Origin of the sequence: Streptomyces sp. NPDC005566 (assembly GCF_040605575.1) — a bacterium.
Lineage (GTDB): Bacteria > Actinomycetota > Actinomycetes > Streptomycetales > Streptomycetaceae > Streptomyces.
In genome coordinates this window covers 318,246-337,365 of record NZ_JBEXDB010000007.1, presented here as the reverse complement: position 1 = coordinate 337,365, position 19,120 = coordinate 318,246, and the positions used below count along the sequence as shown (strand labels likewise).

Sequence of the window (19,120 nt, the reverse complement as noted above, 5' to 3'; positions counted from 1 at the left end):
CGGCCCGGCCTGCACGTAACGGCTGGGGAGGCGTAGCCTTGATTTCCGCTGTCCATCACCTTGTGAAGCGGAAGAGGGCGGTTGCCGCCGTGTCGTCTCAGTCCCCCAGTAACTCGAGCATCTCGACCGATCAAGAAGCAGGCTCCGGGTCCAACCCGGCGGCCGCATTCGGCCCCAATGAGTGGCTTGTCGACGAGATCTACCAGCAGTACCTCCAGGACCCCAGCTCGGTCGATCGCGCCTGGTGGGACTTCTTCGCCGACTACAAGCCGGGCACGTCCGGCACGGCGGACAAGCCCGGCCCCGCAGCCGCGGGGGCTGCGGTGACCCCGGCTCCCGCCGCGACCACCGTCGACAACGCCGTTCCGGCCGAGCCCGCGGCGAAGGCCCCGGTGAAGGCCGCCGTGCCCGCACCCGCCGCCCCGGCGCCGAAGGCGGCGGCCCCTGCTCCGGCAGCGCCCGCCCCGGCGAAGGCCGCACCCGCGAAGGCCGCACCCGCGCCCGCCGAGGCCGCTGATGCGTCCGAGGCTCCGGCCGGCCCGGAGTACGTGACGCTGCGCGGGCCCTCGGCCGCCGTCGCGAAGAACATGAACGCCTCGCTGGAGCTGCCGACGGCCACATCCGTCCGCGCCGTTCCGGTGAAGCTGCTCTTCGACAACCGCATCGTCATCAACAACCACCTCAAGCGGGCCCGCGGCGGGAAGATCTCCTTCACCCACCTCATCGGCTACGCGATGGTGCAGGCCCTCAAGGCCATGCCGTCGATGAACAACTCCTTCGCGGTCAAGGACGGCAAGCCGACCCTGGTCAAGCCGGAGCACGTCAACCTCGGCCTGGCCATCGACCTGGTGAAGCCGAACGGCGACCGCCAGCTGGTCGTCGCGGCCATCAAGAAGGCCGAGACGCTCAACTTCTTCGAGTTCTGGCAGGCGTACGAGGACATCGTCCGCCGTGCCCGTGTCGGCAAGCTCGGCATGGACGACTTCTCCGGGGTCACCGCCTCGCTGACCAACCCCGGCGGCATCGGCACCGTTCACTCGGTGCCCCGCCTGATGCCCGGACAGGGCCTCATCATGGGCGTCGGCGCGATGGACTACCCGGCGGAGTTCCAGGGCACCTCGCAGGACACCCTGAACAAGCTGGGCATCTCGAAGGTCATGACGCTGACCTCGACGTACGACCACCGGGTCATCCAGGGCGCCGCGTCCGGCGAGTTCCTGCGTGTCCTGTCCCAGCTCCTGCTCGGCGAGAACGACTTCTACGACGAGATCTTCAAGGCGCTGCGCATCCCCTACGAGCCGGTCCGCTGGCTCAAGGACATCGACGCCTCGCACGACGACGACGTCACCAAGGCCGCACGGGTCTTCGAGCTGATCCACTCCTACCGGGTCCGCGGCCACGTCATGGCCGACACCGACCCGCTGGAGTACCGACAGCGCAAGCACCCCGACCTGGACATCAACGAGCACGGCCTCACCCTGTGGGACCTGGAGCGGGACTTCGCGGTCGGCGGTTTCGCCGGGCAGACGCTGATGAAGCTCCGCGACATCCTCGGTGTGCTGCGTGAGTCGTACTGCCGCACCACCGGCATCGAGTTCATGCACATCCAGGACCCGAAGGAGCGCAAGTGGCTCCAGGACCGGGTGGAGCGTCCGCGCCCCGCGCCGGAGCGCGAGGAGCAGCTGCGGATCCTGCGCCGTCTGAACGCCGCGGAGGCCTTCGAGACGTTCCTGCAGACCAAGTACGTCGGCCAGAAGCGGTTCTCGCTGGAGGGCGGCGAGTCCGTCATCCCGCTGCTCGACGCGGTCATCGACTCCGCCGCCGAGGCGCGCCTCGACGAGGTCGTCATCGGTATGGCCCACCGCGGCCGTCTGAACGTCCTGGCGAACATCGTCGGCAAGTCGTACGCGCAGATCTTCCGGGAGTTCGAGGGCAACCTCGACCCGCGGTCGATGCACGGCTCCGGCGACGTCAAGTACCACCTGGGCGCGGAGGGCACCTTCACCGGTCTGGACGGCGAGCAGATCAAGGTCTCGCTGGCCGCCAACCCCTCGCACCTGGAGGCGGTCGACCCGGTTCTCGAGGGCATCGCCCGCGCCAAGCAGGACATCATCAACAAGGCCGGCACGGACTTCACGGTCCTGCCCGTCGCGCTCCACGGCGACGCGGCCTTCGCGGGCCAGGGCGTCGTCGCCGAGACGCTCAACATGTCGCAGCTGCGCGGCTACCGCACCGGCGGCACGGTCCACGTCGTCATCAACAACCAGGTCGGCTTCACCGCCGCCCCGGAGGCGTCGCGTTCCTCGATGTACGCCACCGATGTCGCGCGCATGATCGAGGCGCCGATCATCCACGTCAACGGTGACGACCCGGAGGCCGTGGTCCGCGTCGCGCGCCTCGCCTTCGAGTACCGGCAGACGTTCAACAAGGACGTCGTCATCGACCTCATCTGCTACCGCCGCCGCGGTCACAACGAGGGCGACAACCCGGAGTTCACCAACCCGCAGATGTACACCCTGATCGACAAGAAGCGCTCGGTGCGCAAGCTCTACACCGAGTCCCTCATCGGTCGCGGCGACATCACGCTGGAAGAGGCCGAGCAGGCACTCCAGGACTTCCAGGGCCAGTTGGAGAAGGTCTTCGCGGAGGTCCGCGAAGCCACCTCCGCGCCGTCCCAGCCGCATGTCCCGGACGTTCAGGCCGAGTTCCCGGTGGCGGTGAACACCGCGGTCTCCTCGGAGGTCGTGAAGCTGATCGCCGAGTCCCAGGTCAACATCCCCGACGGGATCACCGTCCACCCGCGTCTGATGCCGCAGATGCAGCGTCGCGCGGCCTCGGTGGACAACGGCACGATCGACTGGGGCATGGGCGAGACCCTCGCCATCGGATCGCTGCTGATGGAGGGCACTCCGGTCCGGCTCGCCGGCCAGGACACCCGCCGCGGCACGTTCGGCCAGCGCCACGCGGTCCTCGTGGACCAGAAGACCGGCGAGGACTACACCCCGCTGCTCTACCTCTCCGACGACCAGGCCCGCTACAACGTCTACGACTCGCTGCTCAGCGAGTACGCGGCGATGGGCTTCGAGTACGGCTACTCGCTGGCCCGCCCGGAGTCGCTGGTCATCTGGGAGGCCCAGTTCGGTGACTTCGTCAACGGCGCGCAGACGGTCGTGGACGAGTTCATCTCCTCGGCCGAGCAGAAGTGGGGCCAGACGTCCGGCGTCACGCTGCTGCTGCCCCACGGCTACGAGGGCCAGGGCCCGGACCACTCGTCCGCACGCCCGGAGCGCTTCCTGCAGATGTGCGCGCAGGACAACATGACGGTGGCGATGCCGACCCTGCCGTCGAACTACTTCCACCTTCTGCGGTGGCAGGTGCACAACCCGCACCACAAGCCGCTGATCGTCTTCACGCCGAAGTCGATGCTCCGCCTCAAGGCGGCGGCGTCGAAGGCGGAGGAGTTCACCACCGGCGGCTTCCGTCCGGTGATCGGCGACGAGTCGGTCAAGGCGGAAGCGGTCCGCAAGGTCGTCTTCTGCGCCGGCAAGCTCTACTACGACCTGGACGCCGAGCGCGAGAAGCGTGGCGACACGGAAACGGCGATCATCCGTCTGGAGCGCCTGTACCCGCTGCCGGGTTCGGAGATCCAGGCCGAGATCGCCAAGTACCCGAACGCGGAGAAGTACCTCTGGGCCCAGGAGGAGCCGGCCAACCAGGGTGCGTGGCCGTTCATCGCGCTCAACCTGATCGACCACCTGGACCTGGCCGTCGGAGCCGATGTGCCGCACGGTGAGCGCCTGCGCCGCATCTCCCGCCGGCACGGTTCGTCCCCGGCGGTCGGTTCGGCCAAGCGTCACCAGGCCGAGCAGGCCCAGCTGGTCAACGAGGTCTTCGAGGCCTGATCGGCTGTTGTACGCACCGTCGGTGCCCGGTCCCGCGAGATCATCGCGGGGCCGGGCACCACGGCTTTTCGGCCTCGTTATTCTGGTCGCATGTACTTCACGGACCGTGGCATCGAGGAACTTGAGAAGCGGCGCGGCGAGGAGGAAGTCACCTTCGAGTGGCTCGCCGAGCAGCTGCGCACGTTCGTCGACCTCAACCCCGACTTCGAGGTTCCCGTCGAGCGCCTGGCGACCTGGCTGGCCCGGCTGGACGACGAGGACGAGGACGAGTAGTCACCGCCGGGGCGTTCCCGCGGGCTCCGCTTCGCGTCTGAACCGGTTGTAGGCGAGCCCCAGGGCGCCCTGCACCAGCAGGATCAGACCCGCCGCGACCCAGCCCCCGCTACGTCGGCGGGCACCCCAGAGGGTGAGCGGCACTCCTACCGCGACCTGCGCCGCGGCCGCCGCGCGGGCCCGGGGGCCGAGCACCCACGGCCCGAGGCTCCCGCTCTCGACCGCGTCGAGCTCCACCCGTACGGCATCGCGCCAGCCGGCCCACTCGATCTGTTCCGCTTGCGGGTGCGCCCCGGCCACGCCGCGCAGCCGGTCGGCCGGTTCGCCGGGGGCGAGGCCGGCCGGGAGGGAGAGGCCGGTGCGGGTGAGGACGGAGAGAAGTCCGCGCAGCCGGGCGTCGGCGTCCGCCTCCGGGTCCGGGCGGGTCAGCGCTTCCAGGTCCTGGACGTCCAGGACCGGATCGAGGCCCAGCCGTGCCGCGAACGTCCGCATGGCCTCGTCCTCGCCCGCCGGGGTGCCGTCGGCCAGCCAGATGTAGCCGACCGGGCGGCGGAAGCCCGAGGCGAGGGTGTAGCCGGAGCGGTCGCCGTCCCACCACAGGGCGAGCACCGGCCAGGCCGAACCCACCGCGAGCGCGGTGGCCCAGCCGCCGAGGACCCGGTCGACCGGCTCACCGCCCTCACTGCGCCACGGCTTCCCTTCGGGAACGACGGCGCTCCACCCGTCGCCGGCCGGGGTGAGCAGCATCGGCTCGCGCAGGAGATGCGCAAGGGGCCGTACGGTCTCGAGGTCGGCCCGGCACAGCAGAAGGGCGCCCACGGATGTCGCGGTCATGGCCTCTACGCTAGGGCAATTCACCCGGATTTGACTCTATTTGTTCGCTTTCTCGATCCGTCGGTAACCCCTTGACTTCCACAATCCGCGATATATCGTGTTCCCAAGAGACGCGATATGTTGCGTCACGACATGCTCTCCGGGAGGTCCGATCCATGCCTGAGTCGACGTGGTCCGTCGCCGAGCCCCAGAAGCTCACGTTCGACGCCCCCGTGGCGGCGCTGAGTGTGCGCATCGTCAACGGGGCGGTCAATGTCGTCGGCACCGAGGAGGCCACCGCGCGCCTGGAGGTCTCCGGCATCGAGGGGCCCCCGCTGATCGTGACCCAACGGGACGGAACCCTGACCGTGACCTACGAGGATCTGCCGTGGAAGGGGTTCCTCAGCTGGCTCGACCGGAAGACCCCGCGGCGTCACGCCGTCGTCTCGCTCGCCGTGCCCTCGGGCTCGGCGGTGGAGGTCGGCGTGGTCGGCGCCGGAGCGGTCGTCTCCGGGATCCGGGGCCGCACGGAGCTGCGGGGTGTCACCGGTGACACGACCCTGGTGGGCCTCTCAGGCATGGTCCGCGCGGAGACCGTCTCCGGCAGCCTGGAGGCCCAGGCCGTCACCGGCGACCTCCGCTTCCAGTCCGTATCGGGAGACCTGACGGTCGTCGAGGGCGCCGGGACGTCCGTACGGGCGGAATCGGTCAGCGGCCACATGGTCCTGGATGTCGATACGTCCCCGAAGCCCACGGACATCAGGCTGACCACCGTCTCCGGCGAGATCGCCATCCGGCTGCCGCACCCGGCGGACGCGAAGGTCGAGGCCAACACCGCGAGCGGCGCGGTCTCCAACGCCTTCGAGGACCTGCGGGTCGGCGGCCAGTGGGGAGCGAAGAAGATCACCGGCACGCTCGGCGCCGGGACGGGGAAGCTGAAGGCGACGACCGTCTCCGGCTCGATCGCCCTGCTGCGCCGCCCGCCGGCCGAGGACGACCCGTACGACGCCGAGCCGACCGGAAAGGTGCTCTGACATGCCCCCCGTATTCGCCCACGGCCGCCTGCGCCTGTACCTCCTGAAGCTCCTGGACGAGGCTCCACGGCACGGCTACGAGGTGATCCGTCTGCTGGAGGAACGCTTCCAGGGGCTGTACGCACCGTCGGCCGGCACCGTGTACCCGCGCCTGGCGAAGCTGGAGGCCGAAGGCCTGGTCACTCATGCCACCGAAGGCGGCCGCAAGGTCTACTCGATCACCGACGCCGGGCGCGCCGAACTGGCGGGCCGCGGTGGCGAGCTGGCCGACCTGGAGCTGGAGATCCGTGAATCGGTCTCCGAGCTGGCCGCGGAGATCCGCGACGACGTACGCGGCGCGGCGGGCAAGGTGCGCAGCGAGATGCGGGCGGCGGCGTCCGAGTCACGGCAGGCGACGGGCGGTGCCCGGAGCGGCTGGGACTCCGACTTCGGGGACAGCGAGACGTGGCGCACGGCGAAGGAAGAGCTCCGCAAGGCGAAGCAGGAGTGGAAGGAACAGGCCCGCAAGGCGAAGGACGAGTCCCGCCGCGCCCGCGAGGACGCCGATCAGGCCCGTCGGCAGGCGCGGGAGGCCCACGAGAAGGCGCGCGAGCAGATGCAGAACGCCGCACGCCAGGTGCAGGAGCATTTCGCTCGGGGCGACTGGCCCACGGGCGTACGGGAAGGCCTGGCAGAGATCACCGGCCAGCTCGGCAACTTCGCCAAGACCGGCAGCCGGCCCTCGTACACGAGGCCCGACCCCGCCGCCCCAGACATCGAGTGGGCCGCCGACACGACGGCCACGGGCGACCCGTCCCGTGACCTGGACCGTCTGCTGGACCGCTTCCGCGACGACATCCGGGACGCGGCACGGGACCAAGGGGTGACCGAGGACCAGCTGACCGAGGCCCGCCGCCACCTCGCGGCGGCTGCGGCACACATCGGCACACTGCTCCGGGGCACCGCCGACGGCAAGGCCGAGAACACCAAGAAGGGCTGACCGGGGGTCCGGGCCGAGGGGCCGACCGACCGCGTCCGGTCGGCCCCTCGGCCCGGCGGGCCCTCTTCGGCCCCTTCGGCCCCTTCGGCCCCTCGGCCCGGCGGGCCCCTTCGGCCCGTCACCCGGCGGGCCGGGGGAGGCCCGGTGGGTGTCAGCCCGCCTTGGCCCGGCCTTCCCCCTCGTCCTCCCCGTACAGCGCCCGCTCCACCGTGGCGTACGTGGCGCCGTGTTCCGTGAGCACGTCGGCGACCACTCCGGGGCAGGCCGTCAGTGCCAGCAGGACGTGCTCCTCGCCGATGAATTTGTCGCCACGCCCGAGGGCGATGCGCAGGGACTTCTCCAGGATGCCCTTCGCGCCCCCGGTGAACGGGCGCTGCGCCGACCACCACCGGCGGCTCCTGCGGTCGCCCTCCAGGGCTCCCTCGCCATGGGCCCCCTCGACCCTGGCCACGATCTCGGTGACGTCGATACCGAGACCGGCCAGCGCCTCCGTATCCGCCTTGGTCAGGCCTCCGAGGCGCCTGGCCTCGGCAAGAGCCGACTCCAGGGAGGAGCGTCGGTCGACGAGACCGAGGGAGGCCACGGCGAAGGCCGCCCGACTGCCGGTCCGATCCAGCAGCGAGAGCAGCAGATGCTCCTCGGTGACCGAGTCCGAGCCGGTCCGCTCGGCATGAACCACGGCGCCGGTCACCGTGGCCCGGGCACCCTTGGTGAATCGCTCGAACATCAATGCCTCCCGTACTTCTTGTGCACGGCCTGCCGGCTGACACCCAGTTCGGCAGCGACTTCCTGCCACGACCAGCCCTGGGCGCGGGCGCTTCTCACTTGCACGGCTTCGAGTTGTTCGAGCAGCCGCCGCAGCGCGGCGACGGCCCGCAACCCCACGCGCGGGTCGTGATCACCGGCACGTGCGGCGAGATCCGTTGCTTCGGTCATGATGTCAACCTACATTGACAACCGAGGAGTGTCAACCAAAATTGACAGGATCGGTGGCAAGCCGAGCGTGACGCTCCACGTCGTACCGGACGTCGCCGTAGCGCAGCTTCCCCCGTTCGAGGCCCTCCACCGCGAAGCCGGCCCGCTCGGCCACCCTGCAGGAGGCCGGGTTGTTCGTACGGTGTCCGAGTTCCAGCCGGTGGAGCCCCAGATCGTCGAAGGCCCAGCGGGCGAGCGCCCGTAGGCCCGCGGCGGCAACACCCCCGCCACGCGCCCCCTCGACCGTCCAGTAGGAGACCCAGCCGGTGTCGTGGACGTGGTTCACCGCGGTCACGGCGACGGACCCGAGCACCACGTTCTCCACGTTCTCCCGGACGACGGCCCACGCGTATCCGGTACCGGCCGCTCGCTCCTCCTCCCGGTCGGCGATCCAGTCCAGAGCCTCGGCCGGGGACGTGACCGGCCGGACTGACGCGACATCTCCGCCGGGGCGAAAGCACGGAGGACGGCCGGGGCGTCGTACGGCCGCCAGAGGCGCAGCGACAACCTCTGGCCGGCGCCCGGCGCACTCCCGGTGGTCATGTGGCGGTCAGCACGATCTTTCCGAACTGATCTCCGGCAGCGAGTCGCTCGAAGCCCTCACGGGCCCGGTCCAGCGGAAGGACCTCATCGATGACGGGACGTACGCCGGTGGCCGCGCAGAACGACAGCAGATCCTCCAGCTCGTCCTTGGAACCCATCGTCGAACCGACCACCTTGAGCTCCAGGAAGAAGATCCGGGTCAGCTCCGCGTGCGCGGGACGGTCTCCGCTGGTCGCACCCGAGATGACAAGGGTGCCGCCGGGGCGGAGGGACTTCACCGAGTGGGACCAGGTCGCGGCGCCCACGGTCTCGATGACGGCGTCGACGCGCTGCGGCAGCCGTGCGCCGGGCTCGTACGCCTCGGTCGCACCCAGCTCGACGGCCCGCTTGCGCCTGGCTTCGTCACGGCTCGTGGCGTACACCCTGAGCCCGGCGGCCTTGCCGAGGACGATCGCCGCAGTGGCGACACCACCACCGGCCCCTTGGACGAGGACGGAGTCGCCGGGCCGTACGCCCGCGTTGGTGAACAGCATCCGGTACGCGGTGAGCCACGCGGTCGGCAGGCAGGCGGCCTGCTCGAAGGTGAGTTCCTTCGGCTTGGGCAGCACGTTCCAGCTCGGGACCGTGACCTGCTCGGCGAACGTCCCCTGGTAGCGCTCGGTGAGGATGGAGCGGGGCTCCCGGGGACCGACACCGTGTCCGGTCTGGCCGATCACCGAGTGCAGGACGACCTCGTTGCCGTCCTGGTCGATCCCGGCTGCGTCGCAGCCGAGGATCATGGGCAGTTTGTCCTCGGCGAGGCCGACGCCCCGCAGGGACCAGAGGTCGTGGTGGTTGAGGGAGGCGGCCCTCACGGAGACGGTGGTCCAGCCGGGTCGCGCCTCGGGAGCGGGGCGTTCGCCCAGCTCAAGTCCGTTGAGGGGCTGGTCCCGGTCGATGCGTGCGGCGTAGGCGGCGAACATGGGCCCGACGATAGGCGGTGACGCGCCGTGACGTAACTGCTCGATGGTGTGACGCTCGCCCCAACAGGAACAGGGGCGGTCGGGGTAGCAGGGGCGGGTGGGGGAACAGACCCGCGCAGCGGACCCGTTCCTCCACCCGCCCCCGCCTCACCGCATCAGCGGCGTGCCACACCCTCGGCCCGCGCGGCCGCGGCCACCGCGGCCGTGACCGCCGGAGCGACCCGCTCGTCGAACGGCGACGGGATCACGTAGTCCGCCGCCAGTTCGTCGCCGACGACGTCCGCCAGGGCGTTCGCCGCGGCGATCTTCATGCCCTCGGTGATCCGGGAGGCCCGGACCTGGAGCGCGCCGGCGAAGATGCCGGGGAACGCCAGCACGTTGTTGATCTGGTTCGGGTAGTCCGAGCGCCCGGTCGCCACCACAGCCGCGTACTTGTGCGCGACGTCGGGGTGGACCTCGGGGTTCGGGTTCGCCATGGCGAAGACGAACGCGCCGGGCGCCATCGAGGCGACGGCCGGCTCGGGGACCGTACCGCCGGAGACTCCGATGAAGACGTCCGCGCCCGCGAGGGCCGTCTCCAGCGGACCGGAGAGGCCCGCCCTGTTCGTCAGTTCCGCCAGCTCGCGCTTGACGTCCGTGAGGTCGTCGCGGTCACGGCTGACGATGCCCTTGCGGTCGGCGACGGCAACGTCACCGATGCCCGCCTCCAGCAGGAACTTCGCGATCGCCACTCCGGCCGCACCGGCGCCGGAGATGACGCCGCGCAGATCACCGAGGGTCCGCCCCGAGAGCTTCGCGGCGTTGCGCAGGGCTGCGAGCGTCACGACGGCCGTGCCGTGCTGGTCGTCGTGGAAGACCGGAATGTCCAGGCGCTCCTGGAGCTTGCGCTCGATCTCGAAGCACCTGGGGGCCGAGATGTCCTCCAGGTTGACCCCGCCGAAGGACGGCGCGAGGCGCACCACGGTCTCGATGATCTCGTCCGTGTCGGTGGTCGCGAGCGCGATCGGAACCGCGTCGACGCCGCCGAACTGCTTGAACAGGATCGCCTTGCCCTCCATCACCGGGAGGGATGCCTCGGGGCCGATGTCGCCGAGGCCGAGCACGGCGGTGCCGTCCGTCACGACGGCCACGACCTGCGACTTCCAGGTGTAGTCGTGGACGAGCTCGGGGTTCTCGGCGATGGCGCTGCACACCTTGGCCACGCCGGGCGTGTACGCGAGGGACAGGTCGTCCTTGTCGCGGATGGGCACGGTGGCCTGCACGGCCATCTTCCCGCCGCGGTGGAGGGCGAAAGCCGGATCGAAGGGCTCGTCCGCACTGCTGATGTCGTCCGCACTGGCCGCACCGTGCGTCTTGCTGTCGCTGCGAGGATTGACGATCTCCGCTGCCATTGTGTTGACCCCTTAAGTCTTCATCGTTTGAGGGTGGCCACTCCTGGTTGAGGAGGGGTGGGCGGGCACCGCGTACGCGCCCGGCACTGAGCGGTTGGCCCGCTCCGGCTGGGGAGGTTCGTACGCGCGGGCGCGCCGCACACGCGCCCTGAGCCCCGGATGAGGGGTGTAAAGGTCTTTCTTACCGGACGGACGGGGCCCCGGACGAGTCCATACCGTCTCGGTGACATGACTCATAGTCGAATATCTGGACAAGTCCACTAAGGGCCACAAAGGTCGTCCGCCGGTCGAGACGCACCGGAGATTCTCCGGAAGAATGCTCGGTTTCCAACAGATGGTCCGGCCTTGCAGTACCGGCCCGTTGGGGTTCGGGGGTCGCCCGTTACCCGATTTTGACATGCCGGGTCCCCTGAATGGGCTAGTCCGAATGGCAAGATGCCGTAATCACACAAGATGGCGACACGCGACGGTGTGTGCGAACCCACCTCGTCGCCAGCTCTCCCACCTGCCGGAGGATCTCGACCATGACCGCAAGTACCATGCGCCGTAGGCCCGCAAAGTCCCGTATTGCTGCGGTCTGCGCTATCGCGGTCGCCGGCACCATGCTGCTGACCGCCTGCGGCGACCAGACCGACAGCGGCACCAAGAAGAGTGCCGACAAGACCACCACGAAGAGCGCCCCGCTCGCCGATCTCCTCCCGCAGGCGATCAAGGACAAGGGCGTCATCAAGGTCGGTTCGGACATCGCGTACCCGCCGGTCGAGTTCAAGGACGAGTCGGGCAAGACCGTCGGCATCGACCCCGACCTCGGCGCCGCGCTCGGCAAGCAGCTCGGTGTGGAGTTCGTCTTCGAGAACGGCACCTTCGACACGCTGCTCACGGGTCTGCGCTCGAAGCGCTACGACCTGGCGATGTCGGCGATGACCGACACCAAGGACCGCCAGGACGGTGTCGACTCCGAGACCAAGAAGAAGGTCGGCGAGGGCGTCGACTTCATCGACTACTTCACCGCCGGCGTCTCGATCTACACCAAGAAGGGTGACGACAAGGGTATCAAGACCTGGTCGGACCTCTGCGGCAAGAAGATCGTCGTCCAGCGCGGCACCGTCTCCCACGACCTCGCCAAGGCCGAGAACAAGAAGTGCGGCAGCAAGGGCAAGATCACCATCGAGCCCTTCGACAACGACCTCGAGGCCCAGACCCGCCTGCGCGGCGGTGGCGCCGACGCCGGGTCCTCCGACTTCCCGGTCGCCGCGTACGCGGTGAAGACCTCGGGTGGCGGCAAGGACTTCCAGCTGGTCGGCGAGCAGGTCGAGGCCGCCCCGTACGGCATCGCCGTCGCCAAGGGCAACGACGAGCTCACCAAGGCCATCCAGGCGGCACTGGACGCGATCATCAAGAACGGCGAGTACGGCAAGATCATCGCCAAGTGGGGTGTCGAGGCCGGAGCGGTCACCGAGGCCAAGACCAACGGCGGGTCCTGACCGGGACCGGCGCTGAAAGGCATCACCTGTGACTGACATAAAGAAGACGGAGCCGGCGGACACCCCGCCCGTCCCGTCGGCAGGACCGGAAGCGATCACAGCAATTCCGGTTCGCCACTACGGACGGTACGTCTCGGCGGTCGTCACCCTCGGCCTGCTGGCCTCGCTCGTCTACGCGTTCGCCCAGGCCGACATCAACTGGAAAGCGATCCCGGACTACTTCTTCGACGACCAGATCCTCGAGGGCGTCAAGAACACCGTCATCATCACCGTCCTGGCGATGATCATCGGTGTGGTGCTCGGCATCGTGCTCGCGGTGATGCGACTGTCCAAGAATCCGGTGACGTCCGCCATCGCGTGGGGCTACATCTGGTTCTTCCGCGGCACCCCCGTCTACGTGCAGCTGCTCGTCTGGTTCAACCTCGGCATCGTCTTCGAGTACATCAACCTCGGGCCGATCTACAAGGACGAGTGGTCGTCCTTCATGACTCCGTTCCTCTGCGCGCTGCTGGGGCTCGGTCTCAACGAGGCCGCGTACATGGCGGAGATCTGCCGGGCCGGCCTCCAGTCGGTCGACGAGGGGCAGACCGAGGCGGCACACGCGCTGGGCATGAGCCACGGCAAGACGCTTCGCCGGATCGTCGTACCGCAGGCGATGCGCGTGATCGTGCCGCCGACGGGCAACGAGGTCATCAACATGCTCAAGACCTCGTCGCTGGCGGTCGCCGTCCAGTACACCGAACTGCTGCGGTCCACCCAGAACGTCTCGCAGACCTCGGGTGCAACCGTGGAGATGCTGTTCCTGGCCGCGGCCTGGTACATGATCCTCACGTCGCTGCTCAGCATCGGCCAGTACTACCTGGAGCGGTACTACGCACGCGGTTCCAGCCGCAGTCTGCCGGACACCCCGTTCCAGAGAATCAGGGCCAACATGCTGTCGCTGGGCCGCCCGAAGGGAGGCGCCGCATGACCGCCATGGTGAAGGCCGAGGGTGTACACAAGTCCTTCGGTTCCGCGCACATCCTCAAGGGCATCGACCTCGAGGTAGCGCCTCGCGAGGTCTTCTGCCTGATCGGCCCGTCCGGTTCCGGCAAGTCGACCTTCCTCCGGTGCATCAACCACCTGGAGAAGGTCAACGCCGGTCGTCTCTACGTCGACGGCGAGCTGGTGGGATACCGCCAGAAGGGCGACAAGCTCTACGAGCTCAAGGACAGCGACGTAGCCCTGAAGCGCCGGGACATCGGCATGGTCTTCCAGCGCTTCAACCTGTTCCCGCACATGACGGCCATCGAGAACGTCATGGAAGCGCCGATCCAGGTCAAGGGCGAGACCAGGGCCGTCGCGCGGGCACGCGCCGAACGGCTCCTGGACCGGGTCGGCCTGTCGGACAAGGCCAAGAACTACCCCTCCCAGCTCTCCGGCGGACAGCAGCAGCGGGTGGCCATCGCCCGTGCGCTGGCCATGGAACCGAAACTGATGCTCTTCGACGAGCCGACGTCGGCGCTCGACCCGGAGCTGGTCGGTGACGTCCTGGACGTGATGCGCGGTCTCGCCGAGGACGGCATGACGATGATCGTCGTCACCCACGAGATGGGCTTCGCCCGCGAGGTCGGTGACGCCCTGGTCTTCATGGACGACGGCGTGGTCGTCGAGACGGGCCACCCTCGTGACGTACTCACGAACCCGCAGCACGACCGCACGAAGTCGTTCCTGTCGAAGGTTCTGTAGAGCCTCGCTCTGCGAAGGAAGGGCGGTACGGGCTTCGGCCCGTACCGCCCTTCCGCATGTCTGCGCCCCTGCTCCGCCGGCCCTACTTCACCGCGAGCACCAAGGCGTCCGACGGTGAGGACCAGACCGCGCGCGCCTCCCCGAAGCCGGCTTCACGCAGCGTGCGGGCGTGCCACTGGACAGAGGGCATGTCGCCGTCGGCGTGCTCACCGTAGATCGCGAAGCGCTCCGCGGTCGGTCCCGCGAGGACCGGGTCCTTGGCGGCGAGGGCCCACCATTCGGCCCAGTCGAGCGCTCCGGCGGCCCGGGCGCGGTCCATGGCGGCGTGCCGGTGGGCGCGCTCGGCGGCGTTGATCCGGGGGGTGCGGGTATCGATCATGTGGTCGGCGTTCATGAACACACCCCCGTCCCGCACCAGTTGCCCGACCTGTCCGTACAGCGCTGCGAGCGGCTCGCTGTGCAGCCAGTGCAGGGCCGTGGCCGTGAGGACGGCGTCGTACGAGGTGTGCGGGAGCCGCTCGGTCCAGCGGGGATCCTTCAGGTCGGCCGTGACGAGAGTGACCCGGTCGTCGCCGTCGAAGGTGCCGCGGGCGATGGCGAGCAGCGCGGGGTCGAGGTCGACACCGGTGCTGGTGGCCTTCGGGAACCGCTTGAGGAGCCGGTCCGTAATACTTCCCGTACCGCACGCCAGGTCGAGCACTCTCGGTTCGGGCCCCACCACGGCCTCGACCATGTCCAGCATGACCCGGAACCGCTCCTCGCGGTCCGGCATGTACCACTCCTGCTGCCGGTCCCAGCTCTCCTGCCAGGACTGCCAGTCGGTGCCCGTCGCCGTCTCCGTCACACGAACCTCCACGTAATACCCAATAATCGTGTCCACCCATTACACTGGCCGACACACCGACCATAGACCGACGCCGTAAGGACTACAAGTGGAACTGGCCTATTACTCGGACTACGCCGTGCGTCTGGTCAACACCGAGGAGCCGGCCCGCAACAAGGACTCCCTCACCACCGTCGAGTCCGTCCGCGACCTGTTCGGCGCCAACGCCCAGGCCGCCCGCCGCGCCACCGACGCGGACGTGACCCGCTTCCGGTCCGTACGGGCACGACTGCGCGCGGTCTTCGAGTCGGCCGACGGCGGCGACGAGACCCTCGCGGTGGACCTGCTCAACTCACTGCTGCTGGAGTTCCCGGTGAGTCCGCAGATCTCCGGCCACGACATCCGCGACGAGGACGACAAGCCGGACTGGCACATGCACCTGGCCGACCATCCGTCGAACGCGACGGCCGGCTTCGCCGCCATCGCGGCGATGGGTCTCGCCTTCCACCTCACCTCGCACGGCGTGGACCGGCTCGGCCTGTGCGAGGCAGCGCCGTGCCGCAACGCCTACCTCGACACGTCCACCAACCGTTCGCGGCGCTACTGCTCCGACCGCTGTGCGACCCGGGCCAACGTGGCGGCCTACCGGGCCCGCAAGCGCCTGGAGACGGAACGGTCCGAGGAGACGGGCCGCAGCGCGGACACCACCCAGCCCAGCACACCGAACACGGACCGCTGATCCTTCTTCAGCGGCCGGTACCGGGCCCGCACCCGGGCAAGGACGAGCTCCTCGGGCACCGTTCCGTAGTCCGTGCTGTCCCCGCCCGCGTACGAGTTGTCACCCAGCACCCACCAGCCTTTGCCGCGGCGCTCGGCCGCGCGCTTCACGACCAGCAGGTCCTGCTGGAACGGGTGACGCAGGATCACCACGTCCCCGGGGCGCACCGGCGCCCCGTGCTGCACGAGCAGCCGGTCCCCGTGGTAGAGGGTGGGCACCATCGAGGGCCCCGTCACCTCCACCACCTGGAACGAGCCCCGCGCCGCCCGCCCGTTTCCCGGATCCTGCGTCAGTTCCGGCATCTGTGGCACCTCCCGTCCGTCCTCCAGTACACCGCCGCGCACCGCTCCGTACATTCGGCCACTGGTCCCATCGTCACCCTGGACTTTTGACCTAAGCCCACGGGGGCAGCCGCAAAAAGCCGCCCCCCACGGAGTAATGTCCCACCTGAGAAGACGATCACGAGGAAGGACAGCTCCATGCTTTCCCGCCTGTTTGCCCCCAAGGTGAAGGTCAGCGCCCACTGCGACCTGCCCTGCGGCGTGTACGACCCGGCCCAGGCCCGCATCGAGGCGGAGTCCGTCAAGGCCGTCCAGGAGAAGTACCAGGCCAATGAGGACGCGGACTTCCGCACGCGCTCCGTTCTGATCAAGGAACAGCGCGCCGAGCTCGCGAAGCACCACGTCTCGGTGCTCTGGAGCGACTACTTCAAGCCCCCGCACTTCGAGAAGTACCCGGAGCTGCACCAGCTGGTCAACGACACCCTGAAGGCGCTCTCCGCGGCCAAGGGCTCGAACGACCCGGCCACGGGCCAGAAGGCTCTGGACCTGATCGCCCAGATCGACAAGATCTTCTGGGAGACCAAGAAGGCTTGATCTGCGGTCTTCGGATCCGCAGGGCCGATCTGTCCGCACCCGGTACGCGCGGCTTCCCGACGGGAGGTCCTGCGGACCGGGTGCGGGCGTTTCCGGGGGCTTCGGCTTGCGCAGGCGCCATGGTGGAGGGTCCGTGCCCGGGTGCAGTGCGGAGCCGTCCACGACGCGTCGGATCTGCCGTCGGTGAGCCGCTGCCCCTCTCATTCCTCGGCGGTACGCAGGAACCCGTCCCGTCCTGTCCGCCAGCCCTGTTCTGTTCTGTTCTGTCCTGTCCTGTCCTGCCTGCGCCTGCCTGCCTGCCTGCCTGTCCGTCCGTCAGGCTCCGGGAAGGAGGTGGCGGTAGCTGTCGGGGTTCTCCCGCAGGTAGGTGGCCAGGTTCTTGGCCGGGTGGCCCGTGAGGGTGGGGACGGCATCCGAGAGCGCGGCCATTTCACCGGCCGCGATGGCCTCGTACGAGGTGACCCAGCCGGCCACTTCCCAGTCCTCGGCCCCGTAGTGGGCACGGGAGGCGTAGGCCTCCTCCCTGGTCTCGGGGATGTAGCGGACAGTTCGGCCGGTGCAGCGGCTCAGCTCCTGGGCCGCCTCGGCGAGGGTGAAGGCCTCCGGACCTGTGAGGTCGTACGTCGCGCCGTCGTGGCCGACGCCCTCGTCCAGCAGGACGGCTGACGCGGCGTCCGCGATGTCCTCGTGCGCCACGGCCGACACCCGGCCCTCTCCGGCCGGACCGCGCAGGATCCCGTCGGTGCCCGTCATCGCGGGGAGTGCCGCCAGGTACCAGCTGTCACGCAGGAAGGTGTACCGCACTCCGGTCATCCGGATGTGCGCCTCGGTGTGCCAGTGGTCGCGCCCGAAGGTGAACGTCGCGGCAGGTGCGGCGGCGAGGAAGGACACGTACACGATGCGCTCGACCCCTACGGCCACGGCCGCGTCGACGGCCGTGATGTGCTGGCCGACCCGGTCAGGGCTCTCGTGGGCGGAGACGAGGAACAGGGTGTGCGCACCGTCCAGCGCGCGGCGCATGGCCTCCCCGTCGCCGTACGGTGCGGGCGGCGCGAGGTCCGCACCGGGCAGCCTGGGCAGCCGGGCCGGATCGCGTCCGAGGAGCCGTACGGGGCCGCCGGTACGGGCGAGCCGTTCGGCGACCCGGCCACCCACCGCCCCGCTCGCCCCGGTCACCGCGATGAGAGGGCCGATCACAGCGCCTCCCCCTCCTTCTGCGCCGTGGCTCGGGTCCACGGGCGTACCTCCACGACCGCGGTCACCGGGAGCGGGCCGTAGATGTGCGGGAACTCCTCGCCGCCGGGCCCCATGGCCTCGTAGCGCACGGGGACTTGGAGCCGGTCCGGGTCGATGACCAGCACCACCAGGTCCTGGTCGTCGGAGCCGTACAGCATCCGCGCGACACCGGGGAGCTGGTGCGGCAGTGAGCAGTGGATGAAACCCTCTTCGCGCAGGTGCGGCCACGGGTGGACATCTCGTACGTCCCCGTCCCGCGGGCCGCTTGCCACAGGGGCTCTTCGGCGAGGTGCAGCAACTGTTCGGTCATCGGGCCACGTTAAGGGCTGTCGGTTGCCGCCAGAAGCTTCGCCTCCGTCCGCGCGTCGAGGCCGACCGGGGGCCTGTCCGGCCGCTGCGGGGCCTTGCCGCCCCGCCCGCGCATCCACTCCCAGGTGTCGGCCACCGTGTCGGCCACGGGTCTGCACCGCAGCCCGGCGGCATAAGCCTTGGCGACGTCACCCCGGTGCAAGGAGTCGTAGAGCTCTCCGGCGGGCAGCCAGACCGGTAGGTCGCTCCAGGGTTCGACCCCTGCGGCGAGGAGCACCTCCGGGTCGGTCCAGCGAAGGTCGGCTCGCGAGCCGGTGACCCGCACACAGGTGTCGAGCAGCTCCCCCATGGTGGTGTGACCGGGGCGGCTGACCGTGTTGTACGCGCCGCCCAGACCGGTCGTCGCGGCGTCCAGGATCCAGCTCGCCAGGTCGCGGGCGTCGATGTACTGGAGAGCGGCGTCCCGTGGCCCCGGGGCGATGACAGGGCCGCCGCGGGCCGTCCGCTCGAGCCACCACGGCAGCCGGCCCACGTTTTCCCCGGGCCCGAGGATGAGGCCGGCCCGGGCCAGCAGTGCCCGGTCGCCGAAGGCGTCGAGCGCCGCCAGTTCACCGCCGCGCTTGGCCAGGGCGTACGGGACGTCCGCGCCCGCGTCGGGAGACGCCCCGGCGACCAGTTGGCCATCCTCGGGCAGCCCGGCCGGGGTGGGGTACGCGTAGACGGAACGGCTGGAGACATAGGTGTAGTGCCCGGTCCGGCCGGCCAGCAGACGGGCCGCGTCCCGTACGGCGGAGGGGGCGCCGCTCCAGGTGTCGACGGTCAGGTCCCAGGTGCCTTCGGCCAGTGTGGCGAGGCCGTCACCGCCGGTCGTACGGTCGCCGGTCAGTACCCGCACACCCGGCGGTGCCGCGTGGCGGCCGCGGTGGAACACCGTGACCTGCCAGCCGCGGGCGAGCGCCGCGTCGGTGACGGCACGGCCGACGAATTCGGTGCCGCCCAGCATCAGGATCTTCAT

General features: G+C 69.6%; 18 protein-coding genes and 2 pseudogenes. 9 read left to right on the top strand and 11 right to left on the bottom strand.

The window, feature by feature from the left end:
• Positions 1-89 precede the first annotated feature (89 nt).
• Both ABZS61_RS14155 and ABZS61_RS14150 read left to right on the top strand, forming a co-directional pair.
• A complete protein-coding gene (locus tag ABZS61_RS14155; RefSeq protein ID WP_356419294.1) occupies positions 90-3,902 on the top strand; it encodes a multifunctional oxoglutarate decarboxylase/oxoglutarate dehydrogenase thiamine pyrophosphate-binding subunit/dihydrolipoyllysine-residue succinyltransferase subunit in 3,813 nt (1,270 codons plus the stop codon).
• Positions 3,903-3,992: 90 nt separating this feature from the next.
• Positions 3,993-4,175 carry a DUF6104 family protein gene (locus ABZS61_RS14150; protein ID WP_003961784.1) on the top strand — a complete coding sequence of 61 codons (183 nt, stop codon included), beginning with the start codon at positions 3,993-3,995 and terminating at the stop codon, positions 4,173-4,175.
• On the opposite strand, the gene ABZS61_RS14145 is transcribed toward ABZS61_RS14150, so the two are convergent.
• Positions 4,176-5,009 carry a hypothetical protein gene (locus tag ABZS61_RS14145; RefSeq protein WP_356419291.1) on the bottom strand — a complete coding sequence of 278 codons (834 nt, stop codon included), beginning with the start codon at positions 5,007-5,009 and terminating at the stop codon, positions 4,176-4,178.
• A 155-nt stretch (positions 5,010-5,164) separates the two neighbouring features.
• Here ABZS61_RS14145 and ABZS61_RS14140 point away from each other — a divergent pair, with 155 nt between their 5' ends.
• Both ABZS61_RS14140 and ABZS61_RS14135 read left to right on the top strand, forming a co-directional pair.
• A complete protein-coding gene (locus ABZS61_RS14140; protein WP_356419288.1) occupies positions 5,165-6,022 on the top strand; it encodes a DUF4097 family beta strand repeat-containing protein in 858 nt (285 codons plus the stop codon).
• A gap of 1 nt (position 6,023) precedes the next feature.
• Positions 6,024-7,001 carry a helix-turn-helix transcriptional regulator gene (locus ABZS61_RS14135; protein WP_356419285.1) on the top strand — a complete coding sequence of 326 codons (978 nt, stop codon included), beginning with the start codon at positions 6,024-6,026 and terminating at the stop codon, positions 6,999-7,001.
• A gap of 151 nt (positions 7,002-7,152) precedes the next feature.
• On the opposite strand, the gene ABZS61_RS14130 is transcribed toward ABZS61_RS14135, so the two are convergent.
• The 5 genes and pseudogenes from ABZS61_RS14130 to ABZS61_RS14110 all read right to left on the bottom strand — a co-directional run bounded on the left by ABZS61_RS14130 (position 7,153) and on the right by ABZS61_RS14110 (position 10,872).
• Positions 7,153-7,728, bottom strand: a complete 576-nt coding sequence (locus ABZS61_RS14130) for a Clp protease N-terminal domain-containing protein (RefSeq protein WP_356419282.1) — start codon at positions 7,726-7,728, stop codon at positions 7,153-7,155.
• Positions 7,728-7,937, bottom strand: coding sequence for a helix-turn-helix domain-containing protein (locus ABZS61_RS14125; protein WP_356419279.1), 210 nt, complete (start codon positions 7,935-7,937; stop codon positions 7,728-7,730). The genes ABZS61_RS14130 and ABZS61_RS14125 overlap by 1 nt, the downstream gene beginning before the upstream one ends.
• A 31-nt stretch (positions 7,938-7,968) precedes the next feature.
• Positions 7,969-8,519, bottom strand: a pseudogene (locus ABZS61_RS14120) (GNAT family protein).
• Positions 8,516-9,481, bottom strand: coding sequence for a zinc-binding dehydrogenase (locus tag ABZS61_RS14115; protein ID WP_356419276.1), 966 nt, complete (start codon positions 9,479-9,481; stop codon positions 8,516-8,518). The pseudogene ABZS61_RS14120 and the gene ABZS61_RS14115 overlap by 4 nt, the downstream one beginning before the upstream one ends.
• A 155-nt stretch (positions 9,482-9,636) precedes the next feature.
• A complete protein-coding gene (locus tag ABZS61_RS14110) occupies positions 9,637-10,872 on the bottom strand; it encodes an NADP-dependent malic enzyme (RefSeq protein WP_356419273.1) in 1,236 nt (411 codons plus the stop codon).
• 524 nt (positions 10,873-11,396) lie between these two features.
• Between ABZS61_RS14110 and ABZS61_RS14105 the strand changes: the two genes are divergently transcribed.
• Genes ABZS61_RS14105 through ABZS61_RS14095 form a run of 3 tightly spaced genes read left to right on the top strand, consistent with a single transcriptional unit; the run spans position 11,397 to position 14,084 of the window.
• On the top strand, positions 11,397-12,356 hold the full coding sequence (locus tag ABZS61_RS14105; RefSeq protein WP_356419270.1) for an ABC transporter substrate-binding protein: 960 nt from the start codon (positions 11,397-11,399) through the stop codon (positions 12,354-12,356).
• A gap of 28 nt (positions 12,357-12,384) precedes the next feature.
• Positions 12,385-13,326, top strand: coding sequence for an amino acid ABC transporter permease (locus ABZS61_RS14100; RefSeq protein ID WP_356419267.1), 942 nt, complete (start codon positions 12,385-12,387; stop codon positions 13,324-13,326).
• Entirely contained in the window at positions 13,323-14,084 is a 762-nt protein-coding gene (locus ABZS61_RS14095; protein WP_356419264.1) for an amino acid ABC transporter ATP-binding protein, read from the top strand. Before ABZS61_RS14100 ends, ABZS61_RS14095 begins: the two co-directional genes overlap by 4 nt.
• An 82-nt stretch (positions 14,085-14,166) precedes the next feature.
• Here the strand turns inward: ABZS61_RS14095 and ABZS61_RS14090 are convergent, their stop codons facing one another.
• Positions 14,167-14,928 carry a class I SAM-dependent methyltransferase gene (locus tag ABZS61_RS14090; protein WP_356419261.1) on the bottom strand — a complete coding sequence of 254 codons (762 nt, stop codon included), beginning with the start codon at positions 14,926-14,928 and terminating at the stop codon, positions 14,167-14,169.
• A gap of 88 nt (positions 14,929-15,016) precedes the next feature.
• On the opposite strand from ABZS61_RS14090, the gene ABZS61_RS14085 reads away from it, so the two are divergent.
• Positions 15,017-15,646 (top strand): CGNR zinc finger domain-containing protein, encoded by a 630-nt coding sequence (locus ABZS61_RS14085; protein ID WP_356419258.1) that lies wholly within the window; start codon positions 15,017-15,019, stop codon positions 15,644-15,646.
• On the opposite strand, the gene sodX is transcribed toward ABZS61_RS14085, so the two are convergent.
• A complete protein-coding gene (sodX, locus tag ABZS61_RS14080) occupies positions 15,550-15,987 on the bottom strand; it encodes a nickel-type superoxide dismutase maturation protease (protein ID WP_356419255.1) in 438 nt (145 codons plus the stop codon). The two genes, ABZS61_RS14085 and sodX, sit on opposite strands and share 97 nt — an antisense overlap.
• Positions 15,988-16,164: 177 nt before the next feature.
• Here sodX and sodN point away from each other — a divergent pair, with 177 nt between their 5' ends.
• Positions 16,165-16,560: a superoxide dismutase, Ni gene (sodN, locus tag ABZS61_RS14075; protein WP_356419252.1), complete on the top strand. Its 396-nt coding sequence runs from the start codon at positions 16,165-16,167 to the stop codon at positions 16,558-16,560.
• 315 nt (positions 16,561-16,875) lie between these two features.
• Here sodN and ABZS61_RS14070 read toward each other — a convergent pair whose 3' ends face one another.
• The 3 genes and pseudogenes from ABZS61_RS14070 to ABZS61_RS14060 form a co-directional block, all read right to left on the bottom strand.
• A complete protein-coding gene (locus tag ABZS61_RS14070) occupies positions 16,876-17,757 on the bottom strand; it encodes an NAD(P)H-binding protein (protein WP_356419250.1) in 882 nt (293 codons plus the stop codon).
• A pseudogene (locus ABZS61_RS14065) lies at positions 17,754-18,106 on the bottom strand (DUF952 domain-containing protein). Before ABZS61_RS14065 ends, ABZS61_RS14070 begins: the two are co-directional and overlap by 4 nt.
• 9 nt (positions 18,107-18,115) lie before the next feature.
• Positions 18,116-19,120 carry an NAD-dependent epimerase/dehydratase family protein gene (locus tag ABZS61_RS14060; RefSeq protein ID WP_356419247.1) on the bottom strand — a complete coding sequence of 335 codons (1,005 nt, stop codon included), beginning with the start codon at positions 19,118-19,120 and terminating at the stop codon, positions 18,116-18,118.